The sequence below is a fragment of the Acetivibrio mesophilus genome (assembly GCF_004102745.1).
Taxonomy (GTDB): domain Bacteria; phylum Bacillota; class Clostridia; order Acetivibrionales; family Acetivibrionaceae; genus Hungateiclostridium; species Hungateiclostridium mesophilum.
The window spans coordinates 76,344-98,618 of the sequence record NZ_RLII01000005.1; the positions used below are offsets into that span (position 1 = coordinate 76,344).

Below are 22,275 nucleotides of genomic sequence, written 5' to 3' on the forward strand. Positions count from 1 at the left end.
TTTACTTAACCTATATTTTATTAGGTTTAGTAGGGTTTTCTTTTTCAGGTAATACATTGTTAAGAACAACGGTATCAACTGCAACCTTTTTGGTTTTACAAATTGGATTTTCCGTGCCTTAATTGCACGGTATTTTTTATACCTAATATGCAGGTGTTATATTAACGGTATTTTGGATTTGGTTATGGCTGTTAGTATTTAGCTATAGAAAAGTAATTTGCATGGGGTTGTAAATGTACGATTGTTCATTTGCAGCCTTTTTTGCTTATCACAGAAAGGAGGGGAATCCAGTGTTTTAGTCAATAGCTATCTTTGTATAACAAAACTATTTGCTAAAATCTAATTACTAAGATGAGGTGAAATTATGCAAATTTCCTTTAACAATCGAAACAACAAGGAATATCAATATATGCTTAATAATCTGTTAAAGAATATTTTCTTTGACTTTCAATTTTGGTATGATTTAAATCTCTGGGACGAAAATTATGAGAGCTATTCTATTATCGATAATGGCGAGATAGTCTCAAATATCTGTGTTTTTAAGACACAAATACTATTTAATCAAAAACAATACTCCGGTCTATCCGTTGGAGCTGTTGCGACGAAAAAGGAATACAGAGGTAGGGGGTTATCCCGAGTATTAATGGAGCATATTATTAAAAAATACGATAATGTTCCAATGTATTTATCGGCAAATGACGGCGTGATAGATTTTTATCCGAAATTTGGGTTTGAACGCATATACGAAAAGCTACCAATTTGTGAGTGTGTAATAAATAACGATGCTATGCCAAATAAACTTAGCTATGATGATCCCAAGGTGTGGAACTATGTTTACAAACGTGTGAATTTTTCGCAAAAACTTGATTGCTTAAATACTGCTAGCGTAAATATTTTTCATATATACTTGGGATATCTTAAGGATTGCATTTACGAACTTCCAGAGATTAACACTATAGTTATCGCAGAGCAGAAAGGAGAGATTCTTAAACTCATTGGGGTTTTCTCAATGAAAGATATTTGCTTCTCTGATTTAGTTAGATATCTGCCGTTTACCAATGTTAAAAAGGTTGAGTTTGGTTTTATGCCCTACTGGTCTGACGTAAATTACATAATGAAAGAATATGAAACAGACCCGTTATTTGTTAGAGGATTACGTTGCAATTTAGGCGATTTTAAGTTCCCTGAGTTGTCTATTACATAGTTGTAAATTTATAAAAGGAAATAGATATTCTGTTCCAAAAGGGACCTACAAAGGGCCACATACATATGTTAGGGTATTCATCAATTACAACAATGGAATACCTTTTAGCTCAAATGACATTGTTGATAAAGGTGCAAAGGTATTTATTGATAGTATTAAGGAGAATGGAAGTGTTGTTAACCCTTATCCTCAATTACCTAAATGGGATGCAATTTTTACATTAGATGGGTTAATGATTTTAAAGAAGTATGAAAAAATTTGATGCAATCTAAATATGTCATATATTGAGTATCGCCCACCTGCAGCAATCATTTGACCGGCAGCAAGTGGGCGAACTTTCTAAGTTTTATGAATTTACAACTTCAGTATATGCCCACTCCAACCATTGGCACAGTATTTCCAGATCGGATTTTTCAACGGTTGCACCGCACCATATTCTAAGGCCCACAGGAGCTTCTTTATAGGAAGAAATGTCATAAGCTACTTTTTCCTCAGAAAGCAAGTTGACAAGCTTTTTGATTTTATCTTCCGGTAAATCTACATTTAAGCAGACACTTGTATTGGAACGAATGGACTTATCTTTTGCAAGAAAGCTTATCCATGGATGCTGTTCAACAAAAGCTTCAACTACCTTTAAGTTCTCTTCACTCTTGGCAATAAGCTTTTCAAGACCACCTATGGATTCTACCCAACGGAGAGCTTGCAGATAGTCTTCATTACACAGCATAGACGGTGTATTGATTGTAGAGCCTTCAAAAATAGTCTCATCAAGCTTACCTTTCTTTTTCATTCTAAATATTTTAGGAAGTGGCCATGAGGGTGAATAGGATTCTATTCTTTCAACTGCTCTTGGGGACAATATAAGCATTCCATGAGCAGCTTCACCGCCTAATACCTTTTGCCATGAGAAGGTTGCAGCATCTATTTTATTCCATGGTATATCCATTGCAAAAACAGCGGAAGTAGCATCACAGAGGGTAAGCCCCTTCCTGTCATCAGGAATCCAGTCGCCGTTTGGAACCTTAACTCCGCTTGTTGTTCCATTCCATGTGAATACCACATCGTTGTCAAAATTAACCTTGCTGACATCAGGGAGCTCACCGTAATCAGCTGAAATTATATTGACATTCTCCAGTTTAAGTTCTTTAGTAATGTCATTTGCCCAGCCCTTTCCAAAGGATTCAAAGCAAATTGCATCAACACCTCTTTCGCCAAGGACATTCCACATAAGCATTTCAAAAGCTCCCGTATCGGATGCAGGTACTATGCCAACCCTGTAATCATCAGGGATCTTAAGAATTTCCTTTGTTTTGATAATTGACTCATAGAGTTTTGCTTTTCCAAGCTTGCTCCTATGAGACCTTCCAAGAGGTGCATCCTTAAGGGATTCAATTGAATATCCGGGATGCTTGGCGCATGGTCCCGATGAAAAACATGGATTTAAAGGTTTGTTGGTTGGTTTCATTTTATTCTCTCCTCGCTTTATTTTTGTTTAAATTCATTTGATAAGTAAAAGTTATATAAATAAAAAAACCCTCAACCCTGACAATAATCAGGGACGAGAGGTATTTATCCGCGGTGCCACCCAAATTAGTTAGATCCAATATCTAACTCACTTTTATGCACGATAACCGGTGCAACGGTTTGATTCGTCATCAACGCCTCAGGGGTGGAATCAACGAGGCCTCTGGTTGATTTGCACCAAACATCAACTCTCTTATGCAGAGCACTTGTTACTTTCCCCATCACAGGCTTAAAATATTAGGCTATCAAATAATTACTTCTTAATTTTATTATATTTTGTACTGCAATGCAAGGGGATGCATGAAAATTTTAATTACATTTCATAATTTATAATATTTGAAAGAAGTAATAAGAGATTTCAAGGGGGATAAGGGGTAGATTAAAAAAAACAAACTTGTTGCAACTTGACATAAAATTTTTGTTTCCATACAATTAATATGTGTTATATAATATATATATAATACTATTTCATTATAATCTTACATAATCTCGTTATTCTGTTTTGCTTTTTAATTGTTCTTAATTGGTTTCAAAGGCAATCCCCAATATTTTGCTTTGGAAGTTCGGCAAATTAATAAATAATTCTATTTGATTTCATCTTTTATTAGTAAACAGTTTAATATCTTAAGGAGTGTGCGGAAAATGGATAAAGTGAAGGGCTTATTGAAAAACATAACAGGCTTCAATCTATTGGTGACAAGGATACTGGCGATCTCCAGTGCAATAATGGTGGTATGTGATCTGGCTGTCTTATTTGGATGGTTGCCGCTGGAAGTTACCGTATTCAGGATAGCGTTTTTGGTTGTCCATGCAATATTTGGGGCTGCTGTGGCAGTATTTCTGATAATATTGAGTAAATTTGTACTTAGCCAGTCTCAGGAGTTGGAGCAAAAGGAAAAAGCCCTCCACAATCTGATGTCTGCTGCTCAAGACATTTCAAAGGCGTCTAATGGGTTGGTTTGCTCTGTAAAAGAGGTATTTGGAATGTCTAAAGATGCATTGGAGACAAGTAAAATGATTGCTTCAAGTGCCAGCGATGTTGACATGGGTTCGAAGGATACTTTAAGCTTTGTTAATGAGGCTACAAAGGCCGCTATCAGCATATCGAAGGATCTGGACAAAATAGCCAGTGAGTATGTTTTCGTATCAAGCATTTCGCAGCAGTTAAAAATAATGACTGATGACAGTAAATCATCAATGAAAAAAACTATGGATGAAATCAGAATTATCAGTGAGAATACTACCAAAACAAAAAATACCATTTACAGCTTGAAAGAAAGAACAAGTAAAATTGAAAAAGTGGTTGAGGTAATTACCGGAATTGCCAATGACACAAGTCTTCTGTCCCTGAATGCTTCAATAGAATCAGCTAAAGCAGGGGAGTACGGAAAAGGTTTTGCAGTGGTAGCAAGTGAGGTAAAAAAATTGGCTGAGCAATCCCATAATTCAGCCCAGGAAATCTCTCAGATGATAAAGGGAATTCTTGCAGATACAGACCTTGCGGTTAATGACATAGATACAACTGCCGAACTGGTTTCAAAAAGTATGGAAGTAATCAATAACTCTGCCAATACATTTGAAATGATTTCAGTAGCCAGCGAAGAAGTGAATGACAAGATACAGGGGGTTACAGACCTTACACAGGGTGTGTCAAAAAATGGGGATAATATTGTGCAGATAATTAAAAATATACAGGATATAAATTCAAAGAGTCTCGCTGAGCTGAGCAGTATGGTGGAATCAGCTGAAAACCAATCTGTTTTCCTCGAGCAGATTACCGATTCGATGGAGAATATTCAACTGCTTTCAAAAGAGCTGTTGGAAATTTGCGAGAACAGCAACCTGTAAGAAAGCCTTTTCTTCGATAAAAATAAATCTTGTTTTTTGCTTGATATTCTAAGAGACATATAGTAACCTTCTAGTTAGAGGGAGTGCTGTATGTCCTTTTTGCATTGCTATATATTACTAAATAAGCATTTTATATTGATTTTGGATACTTCAACATATATATTAATTTTGTATTCAAGGCATAATGAAATTATATAACGAGGCTTAAGGAGAGAGAAATTTGAAAAACATTTTTAAGTGGTCATTGAATAAACTGGTTATTACCGGAGCATGTGTGTACTTCTTTCTAATCGTGGTATTTATGTTGAATTCCGGTTTGGTCCGATTGTCTCAGAATCCTTTTACGAATAAAGCGTTAGATGTGTTGTTTCTTGTAATGGCGGGGGTTGTGGGATATGGAGCATTATGGATCTTTAAGAGAGCTTTAAACTTACATATATTTAATAAAGGGTATATAAGAGTATTGATTATTGTTCTTATGACTCTTTTAACGAGGTTTGTTTGGATTAATATTGTGGATATTACGCCCAACAGCGATTTTGCACTGTATAATACTCTGGCGGAAGCGTTTTCAAGGGGAGAAGCAGCTGGAGGCAAATATGTAGCTCTTTTTCCCCACACTTTTGGCTATCCTTTTATACTGGCTATGGTGTATGGTGTTTTTTCTCCCGACAAGTATTTTGCTCTGCTTTTGAATATTTTGTTTGAAGCAGGAACAGGGGTTCTTATATATTGTCTTGGAAAAATGATTTCAAACTGGAAGATTGGATTTTCTGCAGCCATTGTTTGGGCTCTATGGCCTTCTCATGTGTTTTATTCCTCAATTGTATGTACTGAACCATTATACACATTATTAATGGTACTTTTGATATTTGCCTATTTTAAGGTGTCAATCAAAAAAATGGGCTTCTTGTACTCTTGCGGCTTGTACCTTCTGCTTGGAATTTTATGTGCTTCAGCCAATGCAGTTCGCCCTATGGGTACATTGCTTATTATCATTCTGGGAGTAGCTGAGGTAATGAAGGTAATTAAGAAGAGGGAAGGATTAAAGCAAAGTTTGGCAGGATGTATTCCCTTTGCAGTTTTCATCATAGCTTATTTCTCTTTTGCTAATTTAACAGGCATGTATATTTCAAATAATATTGGACATAGGACGGCGAAGAGCCCCATAGGTTTCAATATCTATGTTGGAACCAATATTAATTCTAGCGGAACATGGAATCAGAGTGATGCCAATGAGCTTTTAGATTTGATGAACCGAGACCCCTTTGATGCCCAGGAAGTACATGATCGGTTGATTGATATGACAATTCAAAGGGTTAGGGGCCAAGGAACCGGTAATTTGAAGTTGGCGATAAAGAAAAATATGATTATGTGGGGTAGGGATGATGAAGTTGTAACTTATATGATTGCCGGGAGCAAGCAGGAGGAAGCTTCATCCTTATTAGATGTGAAGAGCTGTGAAGGGCTGTTGAGATATATTTGCAACTTCTATTACTACATGATTGTCATATTGGCCTTTAAAGGACTCTTGGGAACATATAAGAAAGAAGATAACAGTATCCTTATGGCATTGCTGCTTCTGTTTCTTGGAATTGGTGCCATCCATACCATAGTTGAGGTACATGGCAGGTATCATTATTCGGCTATGGTGGTATTTGCTATTCTTGCTGGGTCAAATTTTGCAAAAATTGAATCGTAAACAAAAAGGCGTGTAACTCCGATAATTTATATATGTTGTATAATTCTAATATAATTAAGGAGTGAACACATGCTATGATCAAAAATATGTCTATAAAGGCTAAGCTGTTGACAATTGTATCTATTACGATAGTAGCACTTATAATAGTGACAATCTTATCTACTATTACAATCAATGCCATTTTTAAACAGGTCAAAACCAGTATTTTCGATGAACATTTTCAGTCCATGTCCATGATTCTAAATGCTGATAGAGATATGTACCAAGCATATGTTGCAATGTGGGGAACCGTCAATTTAAAAGAAAACACTGAAGAGTATAATAACTTAGTTCAAGAATATAAAGATAATATAGAGCAGGTTAGACAACAGGTAACTGAAATAAAAGGAACAATGGAAAAAGATAGTGAGTCGTGGTTAGAAATTAGAGATAGCCAGAGTGGAAGAAATATTTTTGAGTTGTTCACGTCGTTTGAAGGTAATTTTAATCAGTGGATTACAGAAAGCAATAATGTGATTGAGAATAAGGTTTTATCACAGGTCTGGAATGAGAGCTTTCAGGCGGCGAGACAAGATATAGACATAATAGGAGAATTGATTGATCTTAGTGCAAGTAATCAAATATCTTCAATTGAAGTCACGAAAAATAACGTGGTTAGACAGATAGTGGCAGTCGATATTTTAACCCTGATTCTGGCACTGACAATTTCGATTATTTTCTTAAGAATAATATCAAATGCTATTGGACAGTTGAGCAAAGCAGCAGGAAAAATGGCTTTGGGAGATATAGACATTGAGGTGGATGTTGCGTCTAAGGATGAAATCGGCAAGCTGGCTAACGATTTTAAAATGATGGCTGATAGTATAAAAGAGAAGGTAGAAGCTGCTGAGAAAATCTCAAAGGGATACCTTGATACCGAAATTACTGTTAGATCGGAAAAGGATATTTTATCAAAAAGCATGAAATCTGTTGTTGAGAACTTAAAACATCTTGTGGATGAAACTGGAGTTCTCACAAAAGCTGCTGCAGAAGGACATTTAGATACAAGAGGGGATGCAGAAAAATTTGAAGGAGGATACAGGGATATAGTTATAGGCATTAATAATACTCTTGATGCTGTAAGTGAACCTATTTTAGAAATTCAGGAGGTTCTAGAGGGGTTGGCTGCAGGAAACTTGGATGTGAGTGTAAAAGGGGATTACAAAGGTGATTATGCAGAACTTAAGAATTCCTTAAATAATACCATTGATACGTTACATTTATATATTGAAGAAATATCTCGGGTACTTACTGAAATGTCTAGAGGAAATTTGGATGTAAGCTTGTCTGAAAACTATCGTGGAGACTTTATACATATACATGAAGCCTTAAACACCATTATTAAATCATTAAATAAGATAATGCATGAAATTACTTCTGCAGCAGGACAAGTGGCCGCAGGTTCAAGACAGGTGTCGGATTCAAGTCAGGTTCTGTCCCAAGGTGCTACAGAGCAAGCAAGCTCTATCGAGGAGCTGACATGTTCTCTTGATGAAATCGCCAAACAGACAAAGCAAAATGCAGTTAATGCAAGCAATGCCGATAATCTGGCTTTGACCGCAAAGAACAACGCTATAGACGGCAACAAGAAAATGGGTGAGATGCTGAAATCAATGCAGGACATAAATGATGCATCAAATAATATATCAAGAATAATTAAGGTTATTGATGATATTGCATTTCAGACTAACATACTTGCCCTTAATGCTGCTGTTGAGGCTGCAAGGGCAGGACAGTACGGGAAGGGATTTGCGGTTGTTGCAGAGGAAGTAAGAAATCTTGCGGCAAGAAGCGCAAATGCCGCAAAGGAGACTACACAGCTCATAGAAGGTTCTATCCATACGGTTGAGGCTGGGATGAGAATAGCATCGGATACGGCGAATGCTTTAAACACTATTGTAGAAGAAGTTTCGAAAGCAGCTTCAATAGTACAGGATATATCGGTAGCCTCCAATGAACAGGCTACAGGCATTGCACAAATAAATCAGGGTGTATCTCAGGTTTCACAAGTTATACAAACGAATTCGGCCATAGCGGAGCAAAGTGCTGCGGCAAGTCAAGAATTATCAAGCCAGGCAGAATTATTAAAGGAAACGGTAAGAAGGTTCAATCTCAAAGCCAGTGCAAACATGCCGGGACAAGCAGAAATAGATCCTGAAGTTATGAAGTATATGGAGGATGTTCTGGAAAAAAAGGAAGCAGGAAGCAAGAAGACGGGAAAAAGAACTGCCAAAGCAGATATTAAAATTGAGCTTGATAATGAAGGTTTTGGTAAATATTAGAAGATTCAGATTCCATTGATAATATCCATAGTTGACATAAAATCTTTACGACCGTAGAATTGATATGTGTAAAACTTTTTTGTACTGGAGAATAGAAAATGCAAAATGAAGCGGCCTCAAGAAAAAAAATAAGTGTCTTTGCACTTACTTGGCCGATATTTATTGAAACTCTGCTAAGAACAATGTTAGGCAACGTAGACACTTTTATGTTAAGTGATTATTCCGATGATGCTGTAGCAGCAGTCGGGGTCGCAAATCAAATACATTATATACTTATCATGTTGTACAGCATTGTTTCAGCCGGAACCACCGTGCTTATATCTCAGTATCTAGGAGCCAAAAAGAAAAAAGAAGCTTCGGTGGTGGCTGTTGCTTCGGTTGCAGGTAGTTTGATATTCGGCTTATTTATTGGACTTGTTGTGTACTTATTCAGAGGGCAGATACTAATGTTTCTTAATATCCCGTCAGAACTTATGGGATATGCTATGACGTTTTTGGGAATTGTAGGAGGATTATCCTTTACACAGGCAATGATAGCTACCTTGTCCGCAATAATCAGAAGCTATGGCAATACCAGAATAACCATGTATATTTCAATCGGTATGAATATCATGAATATTATTGGAAACAGTATATTCCTGTATGGATTTTTCGGAGCGCCGAAGCTAGGGGTGGCTGGTGTTGCTATCGCAACGGTAATAAGTCAGGCTGCCGGTGTTGTTGTAATGATGATTGTAATGTTGACAGGACTAAATACTAAATTCTCTTTCCGAGAACTTGTACCTATACCGTGGGAGACTTTGAAAGATATATTAAAGATTGGTCTTCCTTCGGCGGGGGAAGGAATTGCTTATGAGGGCTCCCAGCTTACCATTACCCGTATAATAACAGTATTGGGTACGGCTGCTCTTACAACCAGGGTATATACACTAAACCTTATGCAGTTTGTAATGGTTTTTTCGATAGCTGTCGGGCAGGGAAATCAGATTGCTGTGGGTCACCTTGTCGGTGCAGGCGATAATGAAAAGGCATACAAGACATGTATGAGAAGCTTGAAATATGCTATAGTAGTTGCTGTTGCCATAGCCGGGATATTTGCGCTCTTTTCGAAGCTGCTGCTGGGAGTTTTTACAGACGACCAGGCGATAATTGAAATGGGAAGCAAGTTGATGCTGATTGCAATTATTTTGGAGCCGGGCAGAGTCTTCAACATTGTCATAATAAACTCGCTAAGAGCTGCGGGCGATGTCAGATTCCCCGTTATCATGGGCATTATATCGATGTGGGGAATAGGGGTGTTACTGTCATACCTGCTAGGAGTAGTTTGCGGATTTGGTCTGGTTGGTGTATGGATTGCCTTTGCAAGTGACGAATGGTTTAGAGGAATTGCAATGCTCCTTCGTTGGAGATCACGGGTTTGGCATAAGATGGCGCTTGTAAAAAGCAAAAACGTAGAAATGCCGGCGTAAATTTGAATTTCAATAAAAGCTCGGGACATCGAGTCCCTTCGTTTTGCCTCTTTCATTCCAAGAGGCCGAAAAAGAGCTGTGAAAAAATATTGTGTTTTTTTTCACAGCTCTCATAATGTACATTTCAATCAATAAAATCCAACTTCTCAAATTTGCTATTGTTTGATAAACATTTGAGTCCAATAAAGTCTTCCGTTTGGTCCTTTTGCAAGTCCAACTCCAATCTCACTGAAAGAGGGACTTAATATGTTGTTTCTGTGGCCAGGGGAATTCATCCACGCATTCATAACTTCCGATGCTGTTCTCTGTCCCATGGCAATGTTCTCACCTGCAGCAGTGTATTTTATTCCGAAAGATTCCATCATTCTAAAGGGAGAACCGTAAGTAGGGGAAGTGTGTGAAAAATAACCCTTGTCCACCATGTCTTGGGATTTGTATCTGGCAACCCTTGATAGCTGCCAATTGGCCTTTAATGCGGGAAGTCCTTTCTTGGCTCTTTCGACGTTGACAAGTCTTATGACTTCATTTTCCTGCGCTTTTACATCATCTATACTCGGTATATTGATTTTTTGTCCGGGATAAATGAGGGCAGGATTTTTAATTTGGGGATTTGCTGAAATTATTTCACTGATACCTATTTGATGTTTTACAGCAATTTTCCACATGGTATCTCCCCGCTTAACAGTATAAACCTTTGTTTGGGCAAATACATTGCTTGTAAACATTAAAACAAAAAGGAATACCAGTACACTTTTTCTTTTCATAAAAATATCACCTCATGTAATATTTTTATAAGATTGCTAGGTTTTTATGTTATAAATATTATGTAATTAATACCATGTTTACCTTGTATTAAAGTAAATAATATAATAACGAGGAGATATTCGAACTGATGTGTTATAATATTGTAATTGAAGTCTTTTTGGGTATTCTAAAATGCAGGAAGAAATAGCAGTGGGTGAATGGGATGAAAACAAACCAGGTTATTGAAGTGGCTCTAAAAGCAGGGGAGACCTTGCTTACTGGAGGAGCTGAGATATATAGGGTCGAAGATACTGTGATAAGAATATGCGAGAGCTATAATGTCGATGCTGAATGTTTTGTGCTTCCAACGGGGATATTCATAACTGTAATCGACAATGAAGGCAATCCCGTATCCTTTGTTCGACGAATCAGAAAGAGAACTGTAAATTTGGAGAAGGTAGAAAAAATAAATTCCTTTTCAAGAAGCCTTCAGAATAATCCTGTTTCTTATCAGGAGGCAATGACGGGTTTGAACAGTATTATAGGCTTGGAGGGATATAGTTATGCGTTAAAGCTTCTCGTCGCAGGAATTACCCCTTTTGCATATGCCATGCTTTTTAGGGGAACTTTAGCGGAAGCATGCGCATCTTTTGTGATAGGGATTGTTATTTACTTCATAAAAGAAGAAATCACCAGGACAGGCATATTTGAATTCTTTGAGAATTTTATATCCGGGATGGCGGCAGGTATTTTAAGCGTTTTGGCGATAAAATTATTTCCGTTTATGGATTTATACAGAATTATTATTGCCTCCATAATAATTATGCTTCCGGGTCTTGCCATAACCAGTGCAATAAAGGATGCCCTTTACGGAGATATTGTATCAAGTATGTTCAGACTGACAGAAGCAGTTTTTATCGCCGCTGCGGTGGGTGTAGGAGTGGCAATAGCTTTGTCTGTTGGTCTGCGTTGGATTTGATTGGATGGTGGATTATGAGAGAAATTCTTCTGGCGTTTATAGGTAGTATTTGCCCTGGAGTAATATACAATGTTGAAAAAAGAAACTTGATATGGGTTGGCTTCTGCGGTATGTTGGGATGGATTACGTACAGTACCTTTAATGAGCTTGCGGAAAGCGTTGTACTTGCATCATTTTTAGGAGCAGTGGTTGTGGGTATATACAGTGAAAGTGTGGCAAGATTGTTAAAGGCACCTGCTACAGTGTTTTCAGTACCGGGGATAATTCCGTTGGTTCCGGGTATAGGTGCGTACAATACCATACAGCATATTGCAGAAAATCAGTTATATGAAGCTGCGAGCAAAGGAATAGAGACAATGTCCTGTGCCGGTGCAATTGCGTTTGGAATTTTGCTTACCTCGGCAGTTTTTCGATTACCTAAGAAGTTGAAAAAAAGAAGGCCGAATCCTGCTTGAAGTAACCGATAGGTTGGCAGAATTCGGCATGTTTCTTTTGTCTGTTTTTAAATTACATTAATAAAACAGTAAGAGGAATATAAGAATAAAAAACAGTATTACTGCTGTTTCATCGATAGGGATAGAACAATCTTTCCTGTCTATTTCATAAGTTGTAACAGCTTCGGTTGTATCTCGCATAATATCATTTTCATCTAAAGCTTTCTCAATCCTCAATTTCTCCAAATTGCTTTCTTCAGCCACGTTATTACCTCCCTTTGGAAATGCTCAAAAGTGATGCCGTCAAGGGAACGGCATTAAAGCTTGCTTTGTAATATAATATTCATTAAATACTATATTGTTACACCTAGGGAGTATGGAATAGGGATAACTTGGAAATTATTCCATTATGCAAATTATATCTTTATGGACTTCAGAGGTAAGTTTCATTAAATTGCGTAATATTAGCTTATACTCTGAGTTATCATTTTTCATTTTTGACTTTGCCACTGCACTAAAAAAGTAAATCATATTAACGCTTTCAATTAGCAAAAACAGTGCTTCATACTTTGTGAAGTACTCTGAGCCAATGTCCTCGTTAATGGATAATTTGACAAAGTCATAGTCCTCAATCAGATCTGCAAGAAGCTTTTGCATAGAGTAAATATTCTTTCGTGTGTTTCCCGGAAGATGTTGCTTGGCATGCTTATAACTTTTTTGGAGATTAGGAAGCAGGAAATTGTAAATATAGTTTCCCATGTCCTTTAAATGAAGCATTTCTAACTGATATATTGAATCTACCCTTGCAAGATCCCAATCAAGACTTAAATTGCTCTGTCCGTGCAATTATATCACTCCTTATAGTTCTATAGTTATTGCTTGATATATATTAACTATTACACAATATTATATTGGAATTTGAATAAATATGATTAAAGAAATTACTTAGTTAAGAATTGGCCAAATAAAAATTGAAAGAAGCGCCAACATAATAATTATATATCATATTTTAGCAAAAATCAACAGAAAGTTGGAATTATATTCTTTCGCTTATATTTAGCCTTTTTAAATAACTTTAACAAGGGCCAAACTTGACACGAACATAAGTTTGATGTAAGCTGAATCATAGGGTACATCGGTAATTCAAAGAATAATAATAGGAGTGACACAGAGGTTATGGCAAAGGAAAAGCAGAATAGAGCTGAAAGATATGGGAACGACAGTATTAAATCTCTTAAGGGTGCTGACAGGGTCAGACTGCGTCCGGCAGTTATATTTGGCTCTGATGGTATTGAAGGGTGTCAGCATTCGGTTTTTGAAATACTGTCAAACTCAATAGACGAGGCCAGAGAAGGCTTTGGCAAAGTGATTGAGGTTACCAGATACAAGGATTATTCTGTTATGATAAAGGACTATGGACGCGGAATACCACTGGATTATAATGAAAGTGAGAAGCGTTATAACTGGGAATTGGTATTTTGTGAGCTCTATGCAGGCGGGAAATATAAAAATAATTCTGGTGAAAACTATGAATTCAGCCTTGGATTAAATGGGCTGGGAAGTTGTGCAACTCAGTACAGCTCGGAGTATATGGATGTCACTGTTTACCGAGATGGTATGAGGTATGACCTGCATTTTGAAAAAGGTGAAAATATCGGTGGGCTTAAAAAGGAGAAATGCAGCTATGAAAGCACGGGAACCATTATCAAATGGAGACCGGACCTGGATGTGTTCACAGATATAAATATACCTCTTGAATACTATACCGAAGTGCTTAAGAAGCAGGCTGTTGTTAATGCCGGTTTAAGATTTATATTGAAGGATGAAGAGTCCGGTCAGAGTTTTGAATTCTGCTATGAAAATGGTATTGTGGATTATGTAAAGGAGATTTCGGGAGATAAGAGATTTACAGAAATTCAGTATTATGAGACAAGCACAAGGGGAAGGGACCGAGAGGACAAGCCTGAGTATAAGGTTAAAATGCAAATAGCCTTTTGCTTCAACAATGAGGTGAACCTCCTTGAGTATTATCACAATTCCAGCTTTTTGGAGCATGGTGGAGCCCCTGACAAAGCGATAAAGAATGCATTTGTTTATGAGGTGGACAGGTGTCTTAAATCCCAGGGCAAATACAATAAAGATGAGTCCAAGATTACATTTCAGGATATACAGGACAGTCTTATACTTGTAACAAATTCCTTTTCTACTATAACGAGTTATGAGAATCAGACGAAGAAATCAATTACCAATAAATTTATTCAGGAGGCAATGACTGATTTCCTGAAACAGCAGCTTGAGGTTTATTTCATAGAAAATAAAATGGAAGGCACCAAGATTTTGGAACAGGTGCTGGTGAATAAGAGAAGCAGGGAGACTGCTGAGAAAACCAGAATCAATATTAAAAAGAAGCTCAGCGGAAATGTGGACATTTCAAACAGAGTTAAAAAGTTTGTAGACTGCAGAAGCAAGGATGTTAATAAAAGAGAGATTTATATAGTGGAAGGAGACTCTGCTTTAGGATCCTGTAAGCTTGGACGAGATGCTGAGTTTCAGGCTATAATACCGGTCAGAGGTAAGATTTTAAACTGCCTTAAGGCAGAGTATGACAGTATTTTCAAGAATGATATTATTGTTGACCTCCTAAAGGTGCTCGGGTGTGGTGTTGAGATTAAGTCAAAGCACAATAAGGAGCTCAGTACATTTGACCTAAACAACCTCCGATGGAGCAAGGTAATTATATGTACCGATGCCGATGTGGATGGTTTCCAGATAAGGACTCTTATACTGGCAATGCTTTATAGGCTAGTCCCAACTTTGATACAGGTTGGAAAGGTATTTATTGCTGAGTCACCGCTGTTTGAGATAAGGACAAAGGATAAAACTTATTTTGCTTATAGCGACAAGGAAAAAAATCAAATCGTTTCAAAGCTTAAGGGCAAATACTCAATACAGCGTTCAAAAGGCCTTGGTGAGAATGATCCTGAGATGATGTGGCAGACAACAATGAATCCGGAAACGAGAAGGCTTATTCAGGTGGTTCCCGATGATATTAAGAAAACAGAGGAATTTTTTGATCTTCTTCTTGGGGATAACCTTCCCGGAAGAAAAATGTATATTGAAGAAAACGGATATAAGTATCTTGATATGATAGATGTGAGCTAATATTATATAAAGTACTGAAATTGTGGGTAGGTCAGTATATAAAAAGTAATAGTGGAAAGGTGAAATAATAATATGCCATCAAACAATTTGATTGAGCAGAAGATAGTTGATACTCTTGAAAAGAACTATATGCCCTATGCGATGAGTGTAATTGTTTCCAGGGCAATACCGGAGATAGACGGACTTAAGCCGTCCCACAGAAAGCTGCTTTATACTATGTATAAAATGGGACTGTTGACCGGTGAAAAGACCAAATCTGCAAATGTAGTGGGGCAGACCATGAAGCTTAATCCCCATGGAGATATGGCAATTTATGAGACCCTTGTGAGGCTGACTCGCGGCAACAATGCTCTATTGCTTCCCTATGTGGATTCTAAGGGTAATTTCGGAAAACATTATTCGAGAGATATGAAATTTGCTGCACCCCGTTATACCGAGGTAAAGCTTGAAAAAATATGTGAAGAGCTTTTTAGGGATATTGACAAGGATACTGTTGAGTTTGTTGACAACTATGACGGGACAATGAAGGAGCCAAGGCTTCTTCCTACTACTTACCCAAGCATTTTAGTGAATGCAAACCAGGGTATTGCAGTAGGTATGGCAAGTAACATATGCAGTTTTAACCTTATAGAGGTATGCAATGCTGCTATTGAGCTTATAAAGGATGAAAACATGGACCTCCTTAAAGTCTTAAAAGCTCCTGATCTGCCTTCGGGGGGACAACTGATATATAATGAAGGGGAAATGCGGGAGATTTATGAAAAAGGCAGGGGCAGCTTTAAGCTCCGGGCAAAATATCGGTATGATAAAGCAAACAACTGCATAGAAATATACGAGATACCTTATACTACAACTGTCGAAGCCATTATTGATTCTATTATCGATCTTGTAAAGAGCAATAAGATTCGAGATATATCGGATGTGAGGGACGAGACAGACCTAAACGGCCTTAAAATAGCGCTGGATGTAAAAAAGAATACAGATCCCGATACGCTTATGAATAAGCTTTACAGATTTACTCCACTGCAGGACAGCTTTAGCTGCAACTTTAACATACTTATTAACGGTCATCCTATGGTTATGGGAATCAAGCAGATTCTTAGGGAATGGATTAGTTTCAGAGTGGAGTGCATCAAAAGACAAACGCTTTTTGACATAGACAAAAAGTCCCAAAAGCTTCATATCCTTCTTGGATTGGAGAAGATTCTATTAGATATCGACAAGGCTATTAAGATCATAAGAAATACGGAACAGGAAGCATTGGTAGTTCCAAACCTCATGGAGGGCTTTGAAATAGATCAAGTTCAGGCTGAATTTGTTGCAGAAATAAAGCTTAGAAACCTTAATAAGGAGTATATCATAAAGCGTGTTAGCGAGATTGACAGCCTAAAGAAGGAAATAGCAGAGCTTAATGATTTATACGGTAGCGAGAAAAAAATCAAGAAGGTTATCATAAAGCAACTGGAGGAGGTTTCAAAGAAGTATGGTAAGCCCAGATGTACTGAGATTATAGGAGAGGAGCATGTCGAAGAGATAACTCAAGAACATCTGATAGAGGATTACAACTTAAAGCTGTTCCTCACCCAGCAAAATTATTTAAAGAAGATTCCTCTGACATCATTAAGGACCAGTCCCGAGCATAAGCTAAAAGAGGATGATTTTATAGTACAGGAACTGGAAACTCACAACAAGGCAGATCTTCTGCTGTTTTCAAACAAACAGACCGTGTACAAGATGAGGATATATGAAATTGAGGACTGTAAAGCAAGCAGCCTAGGTGAGTTTCTTTCAAATGTTCTAAACCTTGAAGAAGGTGAGGAGATTATTCATATGGTTGCTACGGATGACTATAAGGGTCAAATGATATTTGCCTTTGAGAATGGCAAAGTAGCTAAGATAGAGCTCGAAAGTTATGCAACCAAAACAAATAGAAAGAAGCTTTCCAATGCATATAACGGTCTGTCAAAGCTGATTTATATAGGACACATAATGGAGGATGAAGAATTGGTGGCCTTTAGTAGCTTAAATAAAGTTCTTATCTTCAATACTTCCGGCATAAATTCAAAGTCCACGAGAGATTCACAAGGTGTTCAAGTGCTTAAGTCAAAAAAAGGAAGTATAATGACTTGTATTAAAAAAATTAGCGAGGTCTCTTTTACAGATCCTGACTATTACAGGACAAAGAATATTCCTGCTATCGGTTGCTATCTTAAAGATGAAGATGTTGATGATAACCAGATAAAACTTGATCTCTAAAGGGATAACAGCAAAATGTTCACGAATTTATTGCGTTTATGAAATTATTCTGGTAATATAAATGATGTAATACGGCTTTATCTGAATAATTTCAGAAGTTGTGTTATTGTAGAGAGGTTTGGTGTTGTACCGGACTTATTTACAGAATGCATATAATCTACAAAAGGAGTTGGTCAAATGTATAAGAATCAAGTAAGGTCACCAGGATTAGTTGTGGTTCTTTCAATTGTAACCTGTGGCATTTATGCTTTCTACTGGATTTATAAAATGTCAGAGGAGTTGCAGAGAGCTACAGGTAAGTCATCGACGAGCCCAGGGGTAGAACTTTTGTTGTGCATCGTAACCTGTGGTTTTTATTTGATTTATTGGTATTATAAATATGGAAAGATGATAACCGAAGCTCAGGAACTGGCAGGATTAAGGTCAGAAGACAATGCGATACTGTATCTGTTGCTTGCTGTTTTTGGTTTATCTATTGTTAGTATGGCACTTATGCAGTCGGCAGCTAATAAAATTTGGGAACAGAATGTAATATAACGAGGCGATAAACGTCCCCACTTCTTATAAGTGGCGGGTGCTGAGGTGTAATAAAAAGTGGGATTATGTATTTTTAAGAATTTTTTTGGACTTCCATGTCCAGGATGCGGAATGACGAGAGCGTATTTTAGTTTATTTAAATTCGATTTAGCATCAGCTTTTTATTATCATCCTCTGTTTCTGCTTCCTGTTATATTGGCCATAATTGTTGTTTTCAAAAACAATAGCTTTTTTGTGCGCCTATATAAAAACAATATCCTATGGGTATCGGTATCGGCAGGATTTATCCTTCTATGGATTGTTAGGCTTATACTGTTTTTTCCTGACACTCCACCGATGGAGTACAATTCAAAGGCTTTGATACCGCAGCTGTTTAGATTGTTCGGCGGATAGTTTATCGAATAATAATATACTTACCAAAAGGAAATCACAAAAGTACATGTTTGTGGTTTCTTTTTTATGTTTTCTTTTTTATTGCCCAAACATATGTTTGAATGTGCACACAACTGTGGTATAATAAAGTGAAATAACCCTAAAGATTGAATTGAGGTGCATGTTTATATGCATGAGTTTAAGCTTGTGTCTGATTACAACCCCCGCGGGGATCAGCCTGAGGCTATAGATAGACTTGTTGAAGGAATTAATAGAGGATGCAGGGGGCAGACCCTTCTGGGAGTGACCGGATCGGGTAAAACATTTACCATGGCCAATGTTATTGAGAGAGTTCAGAAGCCTACCCTTGTGATTGCCCATAATAAGACCCTTGCGGCGCAGCTCTGTAGTGAGTTTAAGGAGTTTTTCCCCAATAACTGTGTTGAGTATTTTGTAAGCTATTATGATTATTATCAGCCGGAGGCTTATATTCCTTCCACTGATACCTATATTGAGAAGGATTCATCAATAAATGATGAGATTGATAAGCTGAGACACTCGGCTACTGCTGCACTGTTTGAGAGAAGAGATGTTATAATAGTTGCCAGTGTTTCATGTATTTATGGTCTGGGAGATCCGGAGGATTATACCGATTTGATGCTTTCTCTGCGGCCCGGCATGATAAGGGACAGAGATGAAATTATTAGAAAACTGGTGGATATTCAATACGAGAGAAATGAAATTGACTTCAAGAGAGGGAAGTTTAGGGCCAGGGGCGACATACTGGAAATATTTCCGGCATCATCCTCCGATAAAGTGGTGCGGGTGGAGTTTTTCGGAGAAGAAATCGAACGAATAACCGAAATTGATTCATTGACCGGTGAGATAACGGGAGTGAGTTCTCATGTGGCTATTTTTCCGGCTTCCCACTATGCTACGACAAAGTCAAAGATGGAAAAGGCTATAATTACAATAGAGCAAGAGCTTACGGAGCGACTTAAGGAGCTAAAGTCTGACGGTAAGCTCCTTGAGGCCCAGAGGCTTGAACAGCGGACAAGATATGACCTTGAGATGATGCAGGAAGTAGGATTTTGCCAGGGTATAGAGAATTATTCAAGGCATATAAGCGGAAGAACTCCTGGCAGTCCGCCTTTTACGCTCATTGATTATTTTCCTGAAGACTTCTTAATGATAATTGATGAATCCCATGTTACCATTCCCCAGATTGGAGCTATGTACAATGGTGACAGATCTAGAAAGGAATCCCTTGTGGAGTACGGGTTTAGGCTCCCTTCGGCTTTTGACAACAGACCGCTGAAGTTTGAAGAGTTTGAGAAGAAGATTAACCAGATTATATTTGTCAGCGCGACACCATCAAAGTATGAAAAGGTGAACTCGGAACAGGTAGTAGAACAGATAATAAGGCCTACAGGGCTGCTTGATCCCGAAATAGTTGTGAAGCCTGTAAAAGGACAGATTGATGACTTGATTGGGGAGATAAGTGAAAGAATTCAAAATAATCAGCGTGTTATGGTTACCACTCTTACAAAAAAGATGGCGGAGGATCTGACGGATTATCTGAAGGAGCTTGATTTTAAAGTTGAATATTTGCACTCTGACATTGAGACCATTGAAAGAATGGAAATAATACGAAATCTAAGACTTGGAGTTTTTGATGTTTTGGTAGGTATTAATTTGCTAAGGGAAGGGCTGGATCTTCCGGAAGTATCCCTTGTGGCTATTTTGGATGCCGACAAAGAAGGATTCCTTCGTTCGGAAACCTCATTGATTCAGACCATAGGAAGAGCGGCCAGAAATGTTGAGGGAAAGGTCATAATGTATGCCGATACCGTTACCGATTCAATGAGAAAGGCTATTGATGAGACCAATAGAAGAAGAAAAATACAATCGGAATATAACCAGAAGCATGGCATTACGCCGAAGAGTGTTCAAAAGGGTATAAGGGATGTAATTGAAGTTACAAAGGTTGCGGAAGAGGATGCCAAGTACTTTATTCGCGGTGATGAGGACTCAATGGATAAGGATGAAGTAGAGAAGATAATAGATAAGCTAAGTAATGAAATGAAGACAGCGGCAGCAGAGCTTCAATTTGAACGGGCTGCGGAGCTAAGGGATAAAATTGCAGAGCTTAAGAAGAAAATAGAGTAAAGACCGGTCAGCATTATAAAAGCTCAGAAACTTAAGCAGGGTTTCTGAGCTTTTAAATAATTTGGCCTCTTGGAATCAAATGAAAGAGGCCAAATCGAAGGGACTCGATGTCCCGAGCTTATATTAATCCAGTACGTATACTACTACTTCCTGCAACCCAAATCCCATAGCCTTATTGTAAATTATCGATTCGCCGGGTTTGTCCTCGCCGAAGAAAATGTCTATTTTATTGCCCTTAATAAGGCTTCCGGTATCTTCAGCTATGTATATTCCATCAAGATAGTTGTATGCGTCGGGAAAAGAAATGTATACCCTGGTCCCCAGCGGGATGACAGATGGATCTACGGCGATGGTTCTGCCAACGGTGGCACGCTTACCTGAGGCCGTAATACCATACGCAGGATGTTCGCGGGTTTTGCCGCAGCTCTTATATGAGAGATCGTATGCTGTAGCTGTCATATTAATTATCTTTTTGCACTGAGGCATAATGTCGGCAACTTCAACTTTTGTGCGTGAAACATTAGTTTCAGCAACCTTAAGTTCAGTTGCATTAGTCGGTGTAATGGTTTTGGATCTGCTTACAGGTGTGGTTTGAGTTCTTGAAGAACTCTTGTCTTTTATATCTTTTATATCTGTTATATTTTTTTGGCTGATTTCAGTCAAAGGAATATTCATGGTATTGATAGCAACAACAGGCATAGACAATCCCTCTTTATTGCAGGTTATGTTCTCTTTGACGAGGCTGGACGGTTTTGTGCTGCTTGGGGATATCCAAGTGGAACTTTTGATATTTTGCATATTGTTGACTGCTTTTTCTGTGATCGAATTGATGGCATTATTGCTGGCGCAGGTAAGCAGAAAAGTCATTACTGACCCTGCTGCTACCATTTTCAGATCAAGATCCTTTTTGCTGAGGATAGAATGGCTGCAGCATTTGACTCGTTCGAGAATACTACCTGATTTGGAAGATAGAACAGCTGAATCCACTTTTTTAAGTATTTCATCGAGTATTTCAGGATAGTTTAGTTTTAAATGTGTTGCGTTCATCAGAACCTCTTCGAGAACTTCAGGGTAGTTCAGACTATTAATATCTTCGTCTTGAAAATACTCTGACAGATATTCCTTGTTAGAGTTCTGAATATTGCTGAGTTCAGGGCAATTAAGAATATTTCCTATTGCATTTCCCATAGTAATCCCCCCATCTTAAGAGCGCTTTTCTGCAGGTTATAACAAATAAAAATAATATAATATAAATCAATATAAACTGCATTAAAGATACCAGTATAATGCAGTTATTTGCAATGTCAGACAACGATCGGAGTTGAGTAAATATGGTGTATAGATTGCGTTGTCTATATTTTCAATTATTATCTATATATTCTATTAAAAAAGATGTTTGGCATATTCATATAAATTGTATTAAAAAATATCATTGATGGTGCACCGACTATACATCGGCAAATGTCTGGGATAAAAATGCAAATTCATGTTGTATTGTTTATATTATAATACAAAAAAGCATCCTTTCATAGTACAAAACATAAAAAATATGGA

At 37.6% G+C, this 22,275-nt stretch carries 17 protein-coding genes and 1 other annotated feature; of the genes, 12 read left to right on the top strand and 5 right to left on the bottom strand.

The window, feature by feature from the left end:
- Positions 1-364: 364 nt before the first annotated feature.
- A complete protein-coding gene (locus EFD62_RS06250) occupies positions 365-1,204 on the top strand; it encodes a GNAT family N-acetyltransferase (RefSeq protein ID WP_141695911.1) in 840 nt (279 codons plus the stop codon).
- 346 nt (positions 1,205-1,550) lie between these two features.
- On the opposite strand, the gene EFD62_RS06255 is transcribed toward EFD62_RS06250, so the two are convergent.
- The gene (locus EFD62_RS06255) at positions 1,551-2,669 is read right to left on the bottom strand and encodes a phosphoserine transaminase (protein ID WP_069194177.1); all 1,119 of its coding nucleotides are present in this window, start codon (positions 2,667-2,669) and stop codon (positions 1,551-1,553) included.
- Positions 2,670-2,755: 86 nt separating this feature from the next.
- Positions 2,756-2,962 (bottom strand) — a binding site (T-box leader).
- Between the two features lie 408 nt (positions 2,963-3,370).
- Here EFD62_RS06255 and EFD62_RS06260 point away from each other — a divergent pair.
- From EFD62_RS06260 to EFD62_RS06275, 4 genes are all read left to right on the top strand, one after another.
- Positions 3,371-4,576 (top strand): methyl-accepting chemotaxis protein, encoded by a 1,206-nt coding sequence (locus EFD62_RS06260; RefSeq protein WP_069194176.1) that lies wholly within the window; start codon positions 3,371-3,373, stop codon positions 4,574-4,576.
- Between the two features lie 220 nt (positions 4,577-4,796).
- Positions 4,797-6,278, top strand: a complete 1,482-nt coding sequence (locus tag EFD62_RS06265; protein WP_069194175.1) for a hypothetical protein — start codon at positions 4,797-4,799, stop codon at positions 6,276-6,278.
- Between the two features lie 74 nt (positions 6,279-6,352).
- The gene (locus EFD62_RS06270) at positions 6,353-8,599 is read left to right on the top strand and encodes a methyl-accepting chemotaxis protein (RefSeq protein WP_083225125.1); all 2,247 of its coding nucleotides are present in this window, start codon (positions 6,353-6,355) and stop codon (positions 8,597-8,599) included.
- A gap of 98 nt (positions 8,600-8,697) precedes the next feature.
- Complete coding sequence (locus EFD62_RS06275) at positions 8,698-10,068, top strand: MATE family efflux transporter (protein ID WP_069194174.1); 1,371 nt, start codon at positions 8,698-8,700, stop codon at positions 10,066-10,068.
- A gap of 155 nt (positions 10,069-10,223) precedes the next feature.
- Here EFD62_RS06275 and safA read toward each other — a convergent pair whose 3' ends face one another.
- The gene (safA, locus tag EFD62_RS06280) at positions 10,224-10,832 is read right to left on the bottom strand and encodes a SafA/ExsA family spore coat assembly protein (protein ID WP_069194173.1); all 609 of its coding nucleotides are present in this window, start codon (positions 10,830-10,832) and stop codon (positions 10,224-10,226) included.
- Positions 10,833-11,035: 203 nt separating this feature from the next.
- On the opposite strand from safA, the gene EFD62_RS06285 reads away from it, so the two are divergent.
- The gene (locus EFD62_RS06285; RefSeq protein ID WP_069194172.1) at positions 11,036-11,791 is read left to right on the top strand and encodes a threonine/serine exporter family protein; all 756 of its coding nucleotides are present in this window, start codon (positions 11,036-11,038) and stop codon (positions 11,789-11,791) included.
- A 14-nt stretch (positions 11,792-11,805) separates the two neighbouring features.
- A complete protein-coding gene (locus EFD62_RS06290; RefSeq protein WP_128705875.1) occupies positions 11,806-12,246 on the top strand; it encodes a threonine/serine exporter family protein in 441 nt (146 codons plus the stop codon).
- A gap of 57 nt (positions 12,247-12,303) precedes the next feature.
- Here the strand turns inward: EFD62_RS06290 and EFD62_RS06295 are convergent, their stop codons facing one another.
- Positions 12,304-12,489, bottom strand: a complete 186-nt coding sequence (locus tag EFD62_RS06295; protein ID WP_069194170.1) for a hypothetical protein — start codon at positions 12,487-12,489, stop codon at positions 12,304-12,306.
- A gap of 135 nt (positions 12,490-12,624) precedes the next feature.
- The gene (locus EFD62_RS06300) at positions 12,625-13,071 is read right to left on the bottom strand and encodes a hypothetical protein (RefSeq protein WP_069194169.1); all 447 of its coding nucleotides are present in this window, start codon (positions 13,069-13,071) and stop codon (positions 12,625-12,627) included.
- Between the two features lie 330 nt (positions 13,072-13,401).
- Between EFD62_RS06300 and EFD62_RS06305 the strand changes: the two genes are divergently transcribed.
- The 5 genes from EFD62_RS06305 (at position 13,402) to uvrB (ending at position 20,721) form a co-directional block, all read left to right on the top strand.
- Positions 13,402-15,387, top strand: a complete 1,986-nt coding sequence (locus EFD62_RS06305; RefSeq protein ID WP_069194168.1) for a DNA gyrase/topoisomerase IV subunit B — start codon at positions 13,402-13,404, stop codon at positions 15,385-15,387.
- 72 nt (positions 15,388-15,459) lie between these two features.
- Entirely contained in the window at positions 15,460-17,643 is a 2,184-nt protein-coding gene (locus EFD62_RS06310; RefSeq protein ID WP_069194167.1) for a DNA gyrase/topoisomerase IV subunit A, read from the top strand.
- Between the two features lie 177 nt (positions 17,644-17,820).
- Entirely contained in the window at positions 17,821-18,180 is a 360-nt protein-coding gene (locus EFD62_RS06315) for a DUF4234 domain-containing protein (RefSeq protein ID WP_069194166.1), read from the top strand.
- Positions 18,181-18,237: 57 nt separating this feature from the next.
- On the top strand, positions 18,238-18,573 hold the full coding sequence (locus tag EFD62_RS06320; protein ID WP_083225124.1) for a DUF2752 domain-containing protein: 336 nt from the start codon (positions 18,238-18,240) through the stop codon (positions 18,571-18,573).
- Positions 18,574-18,741: 168 nt separating this feature from the next.
- Entirely contained in the window at positions 18,742-20,721 is a 1,980-nt protein-coding gene (gene uvrB, locus EFD62_RS06325) for an excinuclease ABC subunit UvrB (RefSeq protein ID WP_069194164.1), read from the top strand.
- A 123-nt stretch (positions 20,722-20,844) separates the two neighbouring features.
- Here the strand turns inward: uvrB and EFD62_RS06330 are convergent, their stop codons facing one another.
- On the bottom strand, positions 20,845-21,909 hold the full coding sequence (locus tag EFD62_RS06330) for a 3D domain-containing protein (RefSeq protein ID WP_069194163.1): 1,065 nt from the start codon (positions 21,907-21,909) through the stop codon (positions 20,845-20,847).
- Between the last annotated feature and the right edge of the window lie 366 nt (positions 21,910-22,275).

Excerpts from the sequence above, each read along its gene's own strand:
- EFD62_RS06255 (WP_069194177.1), bottom strand. The coding sequence starts at position 2,669 with ATGAAACCAACCAACAAACCTTTAAATCCATGTTTTTCATCGGGACCA.
- EFD62_RS06315 (WP_069194166.1), top strand. The coding sequence starts at position 17,821 with ATGTATAAGAATCAAGTAAGGTCACCAGGATTAGTTGTGGTTCTTTCA.
- EFD62_RS06305 (WP_069194168.1), top strand. The coding sequence starts at position 13,402 with ATGGCAAAGGAAAAGCAGAATAGAGCTGAAAGATATGGGAACGACAGT.
- EFD62_RS06310 (WP_069194167.1), top strand. The coding sequence starts at position 15,460 with ATGCCATCAAACAATTTGATTGAGCAGAAGATAGTTGATACTCTTGAA.
- EFD62_RS06250 (WP_141695911.1), top strand. The coding sequence starts at position 365 with ATGCAAATTTCCTTTAACAATCGAAACAACAAGGAATATCAATATATG.
- EFD62_RS06285 (WP_069194172.1), top strand. The coding sequence starts at position 11,036 with ATGAAAACAAACCAGGTTATTGAAGTGGCTCTAAAAGCAGGGGAGACC.
- uvrB (WP_069194164.1), top strand. The coding sequence starts at position 18,742 with ATGCATGAGTTTAAGCTTGTGTCTGATTACAACCCCCGCGGGGATCAG.
- safA (WP_069194173.1), bottom strand. The coding sequence starts at position 10,832 with ATGAAAAGAAAAAGTGTACTGGTATTCCTTTTTGTTTTAATGTTTACA.
- EFD62_RS06290 (WP_128705875.1), top strand. The coding sequence starts at position 11,806 with ATGAGAGAAATTCTTCTGGCGTTTATAGGTAGTATTTGCCCTGGAGTA.
- EFD62_RS06260 (WP_069194176.1), top strand. The coding sequence starts at position 3,371 with ATGGATAAAGTGAAGGGCTTATTGAAAAACATAACAGGCTTCAATCTA.
- EFD62_RS06275 (WP_069194174.1), top strand. The coding sequence starts at position 8,698 with ATGCAAAATGAAGCGGCCTCAAGAAAAAAAATAAGTGTCTTTGCACTT.
- EFD62_RS06330 (WP_069194163.1), bottom strand. The coding sequence starts at position 21,909 with ATGGGAAATGCAATAGGAAATATTCTTAATTGCCCTGAACTCAGCAAT.
- EFD62_RS06270 (WP_083225125.1), top strand. The coding sequence starts at position 6,353 with ATGATCAAAAATATGTCTATAAAGGCTAAGCTGTTGACAATTGTATCT.